11 protein-coding genes are annotated in these 13,532 nt (G+C 69.4%); 4 read left to right on the plus strand and 7 right to left on the minus strand.

Annotation, left to right across the window (positions count from 1 at the left end; genetic code table 11):
• Window positions 1–40: 40 nt before the first annotated feature.
• Together ACZ3HL_RS16055 and ACZ3HL_RS16060 are read right to left on the minus strand one after the other, a co-directional pair.
• Complete coding sequence (locus ACZ3HL_RS16055) at window positions 41–478, minus strand: hypothetical protein (protein WP_465531668.1); 438 nt, start codon at window positions 476–478, stop codon at window positions 41–43.
• A gap of 14 nt (window positions 479–492) precedes the next feature.
• On the minus strand, window positions 493–1,830 hold the full coding sequence (locus tag ACZ3HL_RS16060) for an LVIVD repeat-containing protein (RefSeq protein WP_465531670.1): 1,338 nt from the start codon (window positions 1,828–1,830) through the stop codon (window positions 493–495).
• A gap of 100 nt (window positions 1,831–1,930) precedes the next feature.
• Here ACZ3HL_RS16060 and ACZ3HL_RS16065 point away from each other — a divergent pair, with 100 nt between their 5' ends.
• Window positions 1,931–3,373 carry a peptide ABC transporter substrate-binding protein gene (locus ACZ3HL_RS16065; protein WP_465531672.1) on the plus strand — a complete coding sequence of 481 codons (1,443 nt, stop codon included), beginning with the start codon at window positions 1,931–1,933 and terminating at the stop codon, window positions 3,371–3,373.
• Here the strand turns inward: ACZ3HL_RS16065 and ACZ3HL_RS16070 are convergent.
• Window positions 3,353–4,252, minus strand: coding sequence for a LysR family transcriptional regulator (locus tag ACZ3HL_RS16070; protein WP_465531674.1), 900 nt, complete (start codon window positions 4,250–4,252; stop codon window positions 3,353–3,355). The two genes, ACZ3HL_RS16065 and ACZ3HL_RS16070, sit on opposite strands and share 21 nt — an antisense overlap.
• Window positions 4,253–4,323: 71 nt before the next feature.
• Here ACZ3HL_RS16070 and ACZ3HL_RS16075 point away from each other — a divergent pair, with 71 nt between their 5' ends.
• The gene (locus tag ACZ3HL_RS16075; RefSeq protein WP_465421760.1) at window positions 4,324–5,358 is read left to right on the plus strand and encodes an SDR family oxidoreductase; all 1,035 of its coding nucleotides are present in this window, start codon (window positions 4,324–4,326) and stop codon (window positions 5,356–5,358) included.
• Between the two features lie 57 nt (window positions 5,359–5,415).
• On the opposite strand, the gene ACZ3HL_RS16080 is transcribed toward ACZ3HL_RS16075, so the two are convergent.
• Entirely contained in the window at window positions 5,416–6,156 is a 741-nt protein-coding gene (locus tag ACZ3HL_RS16080; protein ID WP_465531676.1) for an SDR family oxidoreductase, read from the minus strand.
• Window positions 6,157–6,327: 171 nt separating this feature from the next.
• Between ACZ3HL_RS16080 and ACZ3HL_RS16085 the strand changes: the two genes are divergently transcribed.
• Complete coding sequence (locus ACZ3HL_RS16085) at window positions 6,328–6,753, plus strand: YegP family protein (protein WP_465421756.1); 426 nt, start codon at window positions 6,328–6,330, stop codon at window positions 6,751–6,753.
• A gap of 156 nt (window positions 6,754–6,909) precedes the next feature.
• The gene (locus tag ACZ3HL_RS16090; RefSeq protein ID WP_465531678.1) at window positions 6,910–8,001 is read left to right on the plus strand and encodes a substrate-binding domain-containing protein; all 1,092 of its coding nucleotides are present in this window, start codon (window positions 6,910–6,912) and stop codon (window positions 7,999–8,001) included.
• Window positions 8,002–8,071: 70 nt separating this feature from the next.
• Here ACZ3HL_RS16090 and ACZ3HL_RS16095 read toward each other — a convergent pair whose 3' ends face one another.
• The 3 genes from ACZ3HL_RS16095 to ACZ3HL_RS16105 form a co-directional block, all read right to left on the minus strand.
• Window positions 8,072–9,964 (minus strand): S8 family peptidase, encoded by a 1,893-nt coding sequence (locus ACZ3HL_RS16095; protein WP_465531680.1) that lies wholly within the window; start codon window positions 9,962–9,964, stop codon window positions 8,072–8,074.
• A 195-nt stretch (window positions 9,965–10,159) separates the two neighbouring features.
• Complete coding sequence (locus tag ACZ3HL_RS16100; protein ID WP_465531682.1) at window positions 10,160–11,062, minus strand: sortase; 903 nt, start codon at window positions 11,060–11,062, stop codon at window positions 10,160–10,162.
• Window positions 11,059–13,470, minus strand: a complete 2,412-nt coding sequence (locus tag ACZ3HL_RS16105) for a hypothetical protein (protein ID WP_465531684.1) — start codon at window positions 13,468–13,470, stop codon at window positions 11,059–11,061. The genes ACZ3HL_RS16100 and ACZ3HL_RS16105 overlap by 4 nt, the downstream gene beginning before the upstream one ends.
• Window positions 13,471–13,532 lie beyond the last annotated feature (62 nt).

Raw genomic sequence — 13,532 nt, forward strand, 5'->3', positions numbered from 1 at the left:
GCTGCCGTGATGGTCGCGTGACAGTTCCGCCACAGCTCTGTTACATGGTTGTCGAGGTGAGGAAGGCCTGTTCGGACCCGTCGGCGACGAACGCGGTCCGTGACTTGGTGGTCGTGGGCAGCTCGCAGGAGAGCCACGCCGCGCCGGACGGCAAGAGCGTCTTCAGCTGTTTCGGCACCACCGGGACCCCGGCATGGCACTTGTGGTCGTCCAGGATCCTCGCGACAGCCTCGCGACGCAGCTTCACCACCGCGGACAACCGGAGGTCGGACGGCCCGGGCGCCTCGATCCGGCCTTCGGAGGTGCCCATCCTCTCCTCGACCCAGGACGCTTCGACGATCTCGCCGAGATCGGGGAAGTCCTCGGCGACGGGCGCCGGATCGGTGCGGACGGCCATTTCCTTCGGTGGTGCCGGGGCACAGGCCGCGATCAGCACGATCGCGGCCGTGATCCCCAGCGTCTTCCCCATGGTGCGCATGGGGACATCCTGGCTCAGGCGGTGAGCTTCAGGATGTCGATTCCGCGAGTGTTGTCGGCGACGTAGACGTAACCCTTGTGCCAGTAGGGCGCCCACGCGCTGGCGTCCGCCGGGCGGAAGTAGGCGATCTGCTTCGGGTCGGTCGGGTCGCTGACGTCGAGGAACCGCGTGCCCTGCGCGTAGAACGACTGCACGAGGACCTTGCCGCGGATGTCGAAGTAGTGCGCGGAGCAGTCACCCGAGGCCGGGTCGCTGCCCTCCTGCCCGGCGACGCTCCAGGTGCCGACGGACTCGAGCCGGAACGGCTTCTCCGGCGTCGAGCGCCAGCCCTCGCCGTGGTAGGAGTTCCGCAGCGACGAGATCGTCAGCACGCCGTCACCGGCGCAGCCGTCGAGGAAGGACTCTTCGGTGGCGTAGATCAGGTCGCGGCCGTGCCAGCGGCCCGAGTCGGCGCCGTCGGCCGAGCGGTGTCCCGCCGGATGGAAGCTGTTGTGCATGAACTTCGACGGTGCCGCCGTCTCCTCGATCCCGCCGCCCGCGTAGGGCACGGGGTCGAAGGCCGTCGCGCGGCGGACCTTGCCCTGCACGGGATCGCGGTGGTAGCCGTTGGTCCAGTAGCCGCGGACACCGCCTCGGCCGGACACCCACGCCACGCCCGCAGCGTCGACCTGGACGTCGTGCACGTAGTCGGTCTTGCCGTCGTTGCGCGCGAGTTCGATCGGGTTCGGGAACGTCTTGGGGTTGCGCGGGTCGCGGATGTCGGTCACCCAGATCGGGCGGCCGCCCCACTCCGCCGGCTGGTTCGCGGCCTTGGCGGGACCGCCGGTCCACAGGTACCGGCAGTCGTCGACGCAGCTGGTCGTGTGACCGGCGGGCACCTTGGTGTAGCTCAGGATCGCCGGTTTGTCCGGATTCTTCAGGTCGATGATGTAGATACCGGACTCACCGGTCTGCGTGGTGCCGCCGTAGGCCCGCGGGTCGCGCGCGAGGAAGACGAGCTTGCGCTTGACGTCGACCTCGGTGTCCTCGGTCTCCCACAGACCGGGAAGGCTGACTTCACCGATCAGCTTCGGGGCGGTGGGGTTCTTCGTGAGGTCGTAGACCTTCAGGCCGAACTCGCCGGAAACGGCCATGACGTCACGCTTGCCGTACTGCAGGAATCCCATGGCGATGGCGCCTTGCGCGTCGGGCACGTTGCCGACGGCCTTGACGTTCTTCACCGCGCCGGGCGCGCCCGCGACCCGGACCTTCTCATCGGCCGGTTTGTCCTCTTCGCCGCACGCGGCGGCGGGCAGGCCGGTGGCGATCAGGGTCGCGGTGACCGTGGCGAGCGCCAGGCACGAACGGAGCAACCAGTTTCCTCGCACAGAAACCTCCCAGGCTGGTTCCTGCACCTTATGATCGCCACTTTGCCCGCACAACCGCCATTGGTCGGGGTGGGACTGCTATGACATGACCATGCGCTTGCGTCTTCTGGTCCCGCTCCTGGCCGCCGCCCTGGTCGCGGCGGGCTGCACGGAATCCGGCGAACCGCCCGCACCGGACGTTCTTCGCGTGGGCCTGACCGCTCCGGCGACCCTGCTGCCCGCCGACGTCCGCGACCAGTCCGGGCGGATGCTCACCGGCGCGCTGTGGACGCCGCTGGCCGATTACGACCCGGCGACCGGCAAGACGGCACCACGGGCGGCCGAAGCATTCACCAGCGCCGACCGGGTCACGTGGACGGTCAAGCTCAAGGACGGCGGGAAGTTCCACGACGGCACCCCGGTGACCGCTCAGTCCTATGTGGACACCTGGAGGGTGATCGACGCGGAGCAGTGGCAAGCGTCCCGGGTGATCAAGGATCTGTTGCGGGCCAAGGAGATCAGCGCGCCGGACCCGCTGACCATCCGGCTCGTGCTCGACCGGCCGTCCGGTCAGGTTCCGGCGTTGCTGTCGTCGCCCGCGCTGGTCCCGCTGCCCGCGTCGGCGCTGGCGTCGCGTGATTGGGCCGGTTTCGCGCGGCGGCCGGTCGGCAACGGGCCGTTCCGGCTGGACGGCGAATGGCAGGCGGCGGGCGGCAAACTGATCCGGGTGGCGGACACGCCAGGCAAGGCGCGGGTGATCGAGCTGAAGACCGGCGACGCGGCGGCACAGTACGACGAGGTCAAGGCCGGGAAACTGGACCTCGCCACATTCGTCCCCGGCGATCGCCACGAGGCCATGCACGCCGATTTCGCCCAGCGGCACGTGATGTGGGCCCTGCCGACCGTCGCCTACCTCGGGTTTCCCTTGACCGCACCGCATTTCTCCGACGCGACCGTCCGGCACGGCTTCGCGCTCGGGATCGATCGCGCGGCACTGGAGGCCGGCGCCCTCGGCAAGCAGGTGGATCCGGCGAAATCGCTGTTGCCGCCCGCCGTCGCGCCGGGCGAGCGCAGCAGCACCTGCCGCCCCTGCACGTTCGACGCCGGGGCCGGGAAATCCCTGCTGACCCAAGCGGAATTCCCGGCGACACCTGTCCACTTCGGACAGTCGCAGGCCGGCTGGCTACGCCCGCTCGCGGAGCAGGTCAGCACGGCCGTCGGCCTCCCGCTCGCCCCGGAGCCGGGGCAGGGTCCGTTCGCGATCGAGGTGGCCCTGATGACGCCGAGCCCCCAAGAGGTGCCGGCCGAGATCGTGAAGGCGACCGGCTACGCCAGCGACGGGTTCGCCGACCTGCTGAAATCTGCCGAAGAGACCGACTCCGCCGACAGCGGCGAGGTCTACCGGCTGGTGGAGAACCAGTTGCTCCGGGATCTCCCGGTCGTACCGCTGTGGTCCGGGCACGGGCACGCCGTCTGGGCGGACCGGGTCGGCGACGTCAAGGCGACGGCGTTCGGCGGGGTGGACCTGTCAAGCGCCTCCGTGCGGTGACCCGAGCGTGCACTCCCCCGCGACGACGTCGATGAAGGCAGAGGTCAGCGGGTCGGGCGTGCTGCGGCAATAGGCGGCGAGCGCGCGCCGGATCGCCGGTTCGGGCCGCAGGACACGGCCGTGGAAGCCTTCGGGCAGGACGTTGGCCGGGACCAGCGCGGGACCGAGTCCCGCCGCCGCGAGCACCGGGGCCGCCGCGCTCTGTTCGGTCCGGACCGCCGCCCGCGGCTGGAATCCCGCCGCGGCGCACGCCTGGTCGACGAGGTCGGCGAGGCCGTTGCCCGGCGCGTAGTGCACCCACGCGCAGTCCGCGAGGGTCGCCAGATCGACGACGCCGGTGCCGTCGTCCTCGCGCGGCCCGTCGATCGGCAGGACCACGACGAACTCCTCGGCACCGATCTCGCGGACCGGCCCGTCCCAGCCCGGCGGGACCGGGCCGACCGCGACGTCGGCCTCACCCGCCGCCATCGCCTCCCGGAGCTCGTCCGCGTGCCGGAACTCGACGAGCCGGACGTCGACCTCCGGCCGCTCCCGCCGCCAGACCCGCAACGCCGCGGGCAGGACCCCGATGCCGACCGAGTAGACCGTCGCGATCTGGAGTTCCCCGGCTTCCAGTCCGGACGCCTGCCGGGCCGCGCACCGCGCGCGCTCCGCGTCGGCGAGGGTGGCGCGGGCGTGCGGCAGCATGGCGCGACCCATCGGGGTGAGCCGGACGCTGCGCGGCAGCCGTTCGAGCAACGGGCCGCCGACGCCCTTCTCCAGCGCACGCACCTGATGCGACAACGCGGGCTGCGTCACGTGCAGCAACTCGGCGGCCTTGGTGAACGAGCCGGTGTCGACGACGGTCACCAGGTACTCGAGCTGCCGCAAGCTTGTCATGAAGAGAGTTTATCGGAGTCGTGAGATCTATGCCTTGGACTTATCCTCACGGTGGGGCCAGGCTTGAAGACATGAACGAAGAACGCAAGGTCGCCCTGGTCGCCGGGGCCAACGGGGTCATCGGCAAGAACCTGATCGAACACCTGGAGACCCTGCCCGGCTGGCGCGTCATCGGCCTGTCGCGGCGTGGCGGCCCCGGCCAGATCGCCGTCGATCTGCTCGACGCGGACGACACCCGCGCGAAACTCGGCGGCCTGGACGACGTCACGCACGTGTTCTACGCGGCCTATGTCGACAAGCCGACTTGGGCCGAACTGGTCGCGCCGAATCTGGCGATGCTGACCAACCTCGTCGACGCGATCGAACCCGCGGCGCCCGGCCTGCGCCACGTCAGCCTCATGCAGGGCTACAAGGTCTACGGCGCCCACCTCGGCCCGTTCAAGACCCCGGCTCGCGAGGACGACGCCGGGCACATGCCGCCCGAGTTCAATGTGGACCAGCAGGAGTTCCTGGAGAAGCGGCAGGCCGGGAAGTCCTGGACATGGTCGGCGATCCGGCCGTCGGTAGTCGGCGGGACCGCGCTGGGCAACCCGATGAACCTGGCGCTGGCCATCGCGGTCTACGCGTCGATCTCGAAGGAACTCGGCCTGCCGCTGCGTTTCCCCGGCAAACCCGGCGCGTACGACAGCCTCCTGGAGATGACCGACGCCGGGCTGCTGGCGAAGGCCACCGTGTGGGCGACCGGATCGGAGAACGAGGCGTACAACATCGCGAACGGAGACCTGTTCCGGTGGAGCGACCTCTGGCCGCGGATCGCGCGGTACTTCGACCTGGAGGTGGCGCCGCCGCTGCCGATGTCGCTGGACGTCGTCATGGCGGACAAGGAGGAACTCTGGACCTCGATCGCCGCGAAGTACGGCCTCGACGTGCCGTACAGCGCCGTTTCGTCGTCGTGGGGATTCGCGGACTTCGTGTTCGGCTGGGACTACGACATGTTCGCGGACGGCTCGAAGGCCCGGCGGGCGGGATTCCACGAGTACGCGGAAACCTCGGCGATGTTCTTCCGGCTGTTCGACGAGTTCCGGAAGGCGAAGGTGATCCCGTGATCTCTCGTGAGTGGTAAGGACTGTTCTAACCGTCCTTACCACTCACGAGACCGATCGCTAGCCGCGCCCGATGTACGGCATCGCGGTCGCCGTGACGGTCAGGAACTGGACGTTCGCGTCCAGCGGCAGCCCGGCCATGTACAGCACGGCGTCCGCGACGTGGCGGGCGTCGAAGGTCGGCTCGGCCTTGACGCTGCCGTCGGCCTGCGGGATCCCGTCGGCCATCCGAAGCGTCATCTCGGTGGCGGCGTTGCCGATGTCGATCTGTCCACAAGCGACGTTCCAGGCGCGACCGTCGAGGGAGATCGACTTCGTCAGCCCGGTCACCGCGTGTTTCGTCGCGGTGTAGGCGACGGACGCGGGGCGCGGGGCGTGCGCGGAGATCGAGCCGTTGTTGATGATCCGGCCACCGCGCGGGTCCTGCGCCTTCATCAGCCGCACGGCCTGCTGTGCGCACAGGAACATCCCGGTCAGGTTGGTGTCGACGGCGCGTTTCCAGTCCGCGAAGGACAGTTCGTCGACGGTCCCGCCCACCGAAACACCCGCGTTGTTCACCAGGAGATCCAGCCGCCCCCACTCCGCGCGGACCGTCTCGAACAACGCGGCGACGGAATCGGGATCGGCGACGTCGGTGGGTACGGGAAGCGTGTCGGTGTCGCCGCCGGCGGTCTCGGCCAGCGCTTCCGCGCGGCGGCCGGCGAGGGCGACCCGGTAGCCGGCGCCGAGTAACGCCCGCGAGATCTCCCTGCCGAGCCCGGAACCCGCCCCGGTGACTACCGCGGTCCTGCCGTTGCCCATCGAACCTCCTCGCAGACCGTGCCGGACCGACCCGGCTCGGTGATTGTTTTCCGATTACCCGCGTCCGTTCAGGCTAGCGCGCCGCCGCCGAAGGAAAACGTTCACCCGTCGGCCGTCGCGCCTTCACGAAAACCGGTAACCCCCTCACCACATCGAGGCGATTCACGGGATGTGACCAGGGGGAATTCAGTAGCGAAGAATCCACGCTTTCAGCTCGTCCAGACCGGCGAGCAGACCATTCGATGGCGGCTGCTCGGCGGCAACAACGTGTCGCTGGGTTCGGCGCCCGAAGACTATCCACGAGCCGAGGAATGCCTTGTCGCGATCGCTTGGCTCAGCACCCATATTTCCGAACTGACCAGCGATTTCAGCCATCTCAGCGGCGGGCGCTGGCGCTGGCGCCTGCATCGGGAAGACACCATCGTCGCGATCGCCAGCCATGCCTACGGACGGCGTATCGAGGCGCAGCGCGGCCTCGACCGATTCCGCTCGGCCACCACCGAGGCGTCCATCGGCGAAGGGATCGAGACGATAGCCGATTGGCGCCGGAAATACCGGCGTGATTCCGGCGGTATTTCACCGAATCGTTCTCCGTGACGGCCGCTCACGGAAAGTGCGTTCCCCGGAGATTAACCACCATGACGTCGGGCGGGAACGCGAAGCACCGCCGCCGGACAGTGTTGCGGAGCGAGGATTGGGCCAAGTCACGGAATCCCGCGACTACTTGGGGACTAGAGAAAGAGTGCAAACAAGATGCGTGCTCGTACCACTCGGTTTCTCGGCGCCACCGCGATCGCCGCGTGTGCCTGCCTCACCCTGACCGGCACCGCCTCGGCGGTCGCCCCCGCCAACGGCCTCGAAGACGTCCTGGCCGCGGCGGGCTCGGACACCACCGTCGACATCACCGGCGCGATCCTGGCCGACGCCAACGGCGGCGCCTGGAACACCGATCCCGACAACCACGTCAACATCCCGCCGCTGCTCGCCCCGGGTGGCACCTTCACCGTTCCCGGTGACCTGTACGCCGACGAGGTCGTCTACAACACCACGACCACCCTGCCGCCGAACGGCTCGTCCCAGGGCAAGGCCGCGCTCAAGGCCTCCGGTGACGCGGGCGACGGCAAGATCGACATCGCGCGGTCTTCCTCGCCCCGCGGCTCGTCCGACCCCGCGTCGTTCGAGTACTACGCCTTCGCCACCGACGGTGTCACCTGGTCCTCCTCGGCGACGGGCTCCGGCGCGGGCCTGTCCCTCACGCTGGCACAGCTGCGCGGCATCTACGACGGCTCCATCACCAACTGGAACCAGGTCGGTGGCGCCAACGCCGCCATCGTCGTCTACCTGCCCCAGACCGGCTCCGGCACGCTGAGCTTCTTCACCACCACCGTCCTCGGCTTCGACCCCACCACCAAGCCGGTCACCATCAAGCGGTTCCAGGAGCACGACGGCAACTCGATCCCCGCCGCCGACCGCGCCAACGCGATCGCCCCGTTCTCCATCGCGCAGTGGATCGCCCAGGGCAACGCGGTGACCGCGGACAAGCGCGCGGGCTTCACCGTGAACCCGCTGACCGGCGCCGGCTTCGACGGCTCCCCGGTCGCCGGCTCGGCCGGTAACTACACCCCGGCCTTCACCACGGCGTTCCTGGGCTCGCGCAGCGTCTACCACGTGCTCGACACCCGCACGCCGAGCTACGACCAGGCCCAGCGCGCCGTCGGTTTCGCCGCCGGTGACACGGCCGCGACCGCCAGCCCGCTGTGCGGTGGCCAGCTCGCCACCACCATCAAGCGGTACGGCTTCCTGACCGTGTCGGGCCCGAACGGCCTGTCCTGCGTCAAGTCCTGACCCCTCCTAGCGCGTGAAGGCCCCCTTTCCCGGCTCAGCCGAGGGAAGGGGGCCTTCACGCGCTACAGAACTACTTCGGGGCGACGCCCAGCGCGGCGAGCGCCGGGCCGGTCATGATCACGCCCGCGCCGGTGACCGGGTCGAAGCCGGGGGCACCGAGGTCGATCGCGGTCGACACCAGGGCGTTCCGGATCTCCGCCTGGGTCGCGGACGGCTTGCCCTGCTTCAGCAGCGCGGCGATGGCGGCGGCGCTCGGCGCGGCGGCCGAGGTCCCGAAGAACGGCTGGAAGCCGCTCACCGAGGTCGCGACGCCGTCGGCCGCGGTGATGTCCGGCTTGTTCCGCGTCGCACCACCGGTCGAGGACACGTTGCCGGGGGTGATCACCGAACCGTCCGGGTTGTAGAACTGGTGACGGCGGCCGTCCGAAGTGAACCGTTCCCATTTGCTGGCGGCGGTGAACAGGCCCGGGTACGGGCCGGCCGGGTTCGCCGGGTCACCGGCTTCGAGCGCGCGGCCGAAGGCACCGGCGGCCGGGGCGGCAGCGACGCTGAAGGCGTTGACGGCCGCCGAGTGACCGGAGGTGACACCGTTGGTGCTGAAGGCTTTCAAGTCACCCGAGGGGACGAAGCGGCCGCGGATCACGTTGAGCGCGATGAACCGGTCGGCGCCGCTGTACTTGACCACGGCGACCTTGAAGCCCGAGCCGCTGGCCGGGACCTGGGTGATCTCGTACGGGTTCTGGGTGCCGTTCTGCGCGCCCTCGCTGGAGGCGACGACCGCGCCGGACGAGTTCAGGACGAACAGGTCGTAGTCGCTGGTGGCCTTGCCCCACGGGTCGGACCAGAACAGGGTGACGTAGCGGCCGACCGAGTTCGGCGAAAGCGCGTTGTACAGCTGGGTCGTGGCGCTCGGGTCGAAGTCGTGCGGCGTCCCGGTGATCCCGGAGATCTTGCCTGCGGAGCCGCGGAAGTCGCCTTCGTAGTAGCCGCTGGTGCCGTCGGTCAGGTTGCCCGAGTTCCCCGCGGAGGAGAAGTAGAGCGCGCCGTTCGCGGTCACGTCGTTGACGGCCTGCGCGACCGGGCCGTCCTGGAACGGCGATTCGTCGAAGTACGAGACGTCGTCGACGATGATCGTGCACTTGCCGGTGGTGCGCAGGGCGCGGATGTTGTCGGCGAAGCTCTGCTCGCTGGTGAAGGCGGTCGCGAAACCGAGCGCGGCGCCGGGCGCCATGTCGTGGATGATCTCCAGCATCGCGGTGCCTTCGTCACCGCTGCCGGCCTGACCGGGGAGGACGTCGACGGCGGGGAGTTCGCCGGCGGTCTGCGACGCCTGGAGCGACTTGATGCCGTCCGAGAGCACGCAGACCTTCTGGCCCGCGCCGGTGACGCCGTACTTGGTGCGGGCGGTGTCGTTGCCGTGCGCCTTGTCGCCCTCGGCGACCTGCAGCGCCGCGGCGGTCTTCTTGGCCGCGGCCTGCCGCCGGTCCTGCGGGGCGGATTCGTTCCAGGTCATGGCCTGGGAAGCGGCCTTGACCTCGGCGACGTCACCGCGTCCGGCGATCGCGTCGACGGCGGTCAGGGGGAGGTCGGCGCGGATCGCACCGGCGGGTGAGGCGTAGCGGACGGTGCCACCCGCCGCTTTGACTGCGGCCACCAGGGACTGTCCGGCGCCCTTGATGTCCACCGCGACCGTGCCGGCGTCGCTGACGCCCAGCCCGGTCCGGTACTCGGGGAGCTTGCCCGCCAGGCCCTTGTCGGCGCGGAGGCGCTTCTCGATGACGAGCTGGCTCGACTGCTTGCGCTCGGCCGGAGTGAGGCTCTTCTTGATGCTCTGCAGTGCGCTGATCCCGGCCTGGGTGCGCACCTCTTCCGACGGCTGGGCACTGGAAACCGCCGTCGACAGCAGCAAAGCGCCGACCGCGACCGGAACCGAGCATGTGACCACCCGGCTGAATCTGCTCATCGAAATCTCCCTGTTCCCACACACGGCACAGCCCGTGACAGGAATTCCTTCGGCTGCCCGAATGAATTACCCCTGACCGGGTGTAATGGGGAGAATCTAAAGAGCTATCAGTGAGGAGTCCACCGACCAAAGTCGGTATCGGGGGAAGATCCACATCGTGGGAGTGATTTCGGCCCGAAAAGACCGAAATACGGCCTAAGCCCAGGCGGGGAAAAGCCGCCAAAGCGCCAAAGCCGCCAGTGACGCCAAAGTGAGCAGCACCGGACCGGTGATGACGTAGGTGGAGACCGGCCGCCACCGGCGATAGAGGAAAGTCGCCCCGGCCGCCGCCACCACGAACCCGCCGAAGGCCAGCACGAGCCCGGCCCACGCGTCGGAGTCGCCGGTCCGACCGTCCTGCGCGTCCGCCTTGCCGTTCTGCGGCGTGGGCCGGAACGGCCTGCCCTCCAGGACCGCGGTCACCACCGTCGCTTCCTCCGACGCCAGCGGCCACCAGGACGCCGAGGTCACCAAGGTCAGCCGGTCGTTCTGGGTCTTGCCGTAGTCGGTCCCCTCGTCGAGCGGGCGGGTGGCCTTCTCGGTCACGCGGTAGACGGACTTGCCCTGAGTCGTCGCGACGACGATTTCGTCCCCGGGTTCCAGCGCATCCACCGAACCGAACGGGCCACCGTAACCGGCGTTGCGCGCCACGATCGCGGCGTTGCCCGGCTGGCCCGGTCCGGCGGTCCCCGGAACGTGGCCCGGCCCGGACGCGGTTTCGCCGCTCGACGCCCCCTCCACGACGACCTGCTGGAGCTTCAACGCGGGAATCTCCAGCACGGCGACCGGCTTGCCGAACTCGACCGGTTCGGTGGGCGGAGCCGCGCCGAACAGGCTTTGACTGGCACCGAGCGCCAGGCCGATCTCGCCGCGGATCTCACTCAGCGCCTTCCGCTGGTCGCCCGCCTGGAGCATCGGCCCCAGCGCGTAGACGACCAGGGCCAGCGCCACCAAGGTGGTGACCAGCCAGGCGGCGAGCACGGCACCGATCCATCCCGGACCGAAACTCAGGAATCGGGTTTCCGGTTCCTGATGCCTCTCTTCGACGGAGGTGCTCACGCCGCCCCTCCGGCCGATTTGCCCCGCAGGAGGCCGAAGAGCATGGCGAACGCGGCCCCGATCTCGGCCAGCGCGACGACGAGCCACCTCGGCACCGGGCGCCCGGCGGCGAGATACGCCGTCGCGGACGGGAGCGTCGCCAGGATCACCAAGGCCACCAAGGGAATGAGCGCGCCCAGCACGCCGGCCCCGGCGAACTTCGGGATGTCGATCGACTCGGCGAGGTTCTTGGCCGCCAGCACGCTTTCCGGGGTCGGAGCGGCCGCGGGAGCGGGCCCGGTGACGGCCGCCGTCGCCGACGTCCCGGCAGGCGAACCCGTTCCCCCGCTGGGACCGGTCAGCGAGGAGTTGGCAGCCGTCGTGGCACCGTTGCCGCCTGCTGGAGGCGGATTCTTCGCTTCTTCCCTTTCCTGACAGGCTTCTTGGACCGTCCCGGTGCCGATCTTGGCCACTCGCGCCGGAGCGGCGGCGGCCAGGCCAGGGCTCAACGGGGTCATCCCCGGCGGGAGCAGCGACTGGCCGTAGCCGCTCGCCAGCTCGGCGACCGCTTTCAGCTGCGCCTGCTTCTCGGTCATCGGCTTGCAGGTCGCGTCGATCAACGGATTGACCGGCGCCGCCAGGTATTCCACGAAGGTCAGCGGGTACGCGCCGTCCTTGGTCACAGTGCCGGGCTGCACGGTCCCGTCCGCGCCGATCCGCATCGAGTCGGCCGCCAGCTGCAGGCTTTCCTTGGTCGGCGCGACGAAGTTCCCCTTGCCGTCCGGGAGCGCGACCGGCGCCCAGCCGTAGGCCCTCGCCGTCGCGAGATCGGTGACGACCCAGCTCATACAGCCGCCGGTGCAGACGAATCCCGTTCCCACGACACCGTTCTGCACCGTCTTGCGCACGGCGAGCTGACCGGTTTTCGCGTCGATGTTGTGCAGTGAGCGGGCACCGGGATCGAGCGCGTTGAGATCGGAGATCACCCCTGGCGATTTCCCGTCCAGCTCACCGAAGTATTCGGTCCCTTTCTTCGGGAACACCCAGGCCGACGGCGCCGCCCCGGCGAGGACCTTGCTCAACGCGAGCGGCACGGTCCCCGGTCCGGACTCCCCGGTCACCCCGAAGAAATCCAGGCTCTCGGCACCGGCCCTGGCGCTGGCCGCGTTCGCCTCGTTCTCCCTCGTGACGGCGGCGAGCGCCGGATTACGGCCGACCAGCGGGGAACCGTTCCGGAAGATGCCGCCCCGGCCGTCCAGATCGGGTTGCTGCCCGCCCTTGGTGACCATGTTCGCCACTTCGTCGTGGGTGAACCGATGAGTGCCGGTGAACTTCGCGTTGAGCGAACTCCCGTTGTCGTCGGTGTCGGTCGGCGACCAGCCGACCGCGGCCACGACCGCCGCGTTGATCCCGACCGGGATGTACTGCCGCTCCCGGACGGTCTGGGTGGCGAGCGCGTTCCCGCTGCCGGTGATCACCAGATCCGAGGCGCCCTTGTCGAACGCGGTCAGGCCGGCGTCTTCCGTCTCGCTCACGATGTTCGCCGGCTGCTCGGCCTGGGTGGGCGCGCAGAGCGCCTGGTTCCAGGCGACCGCGGTGCGGCCCAGCCGCTCCGGCATGCTGGCGCTGATGGTGTTCTGGCCGGCGCCCTTACAGCCTTCGACGCCGATCGCCCGCTGCGACGGCGTGAAGGCGATCGAGCTGTCGATCCACGTCACGAACGCGCCGTCCGCGTTCTTCGCGGTGATCGTGACCGCGACCGAACAGGGATTGTTCTCATCGCATCGGAACGAGTACTTGTTGCGGGTCTTCGCACCGGTCGCCGGATCGACGACGTCGGGATTCTCCGCCCAGGAAACCGTGGGCGGCTTGTCCGCCTGACCTTCGGCGTTCTTGTTGAAGGTGGTGTAGAGCGGGTCCCAGATGATCGGTTTCGGCGTGGAGGAGCCGAGCGGGATCTGGGTGTCGATCACGATGTCGCCGGTCCTGCTGCTGCGACGGCCGGTGACACTGTCCATATGCGCCGCGTTCGCGATGAACTCGTCCTTCAGCTCTCCGCAGTAGGCACGGACGCGCGCGCTGACGCTGTCGTCCCGCGCCCACGGCGGTTTACCGGCGACCTTGATCAGATTGTCCGGCAAGGTCTTGGGGCAGACCTTCAAGGACGCTTGCGCACCGCTCGCCAATCCCGACACCGTGATCCGCACCGGGTCGCCGTTCCGGGCGGCCGACAGATCGGCGGGCTCGGTTTTGAGGGTGTACGGCGGGTTCGCCGGCACTTGCGCCTGCGCGGGGACGGACACCCCCGTGACCATCAGCACCCCGCAGATCAGCAAGATCCCGGCTTGTCTCGCACGGACGAAGAACACGGACGACTCCCAAGGTGCGCGGGCATACGGCGGAGAGCGGGACTCGATCACGAGCCGCACCGGAACCAACGTCCCCGAGTCGCCCGTCCGGGGTCAACCGCCCCCGGACCCGCCCCGGCACA

The organism is Amycolatopsis sp. NPDC000009, assembly GCF_055563465.1.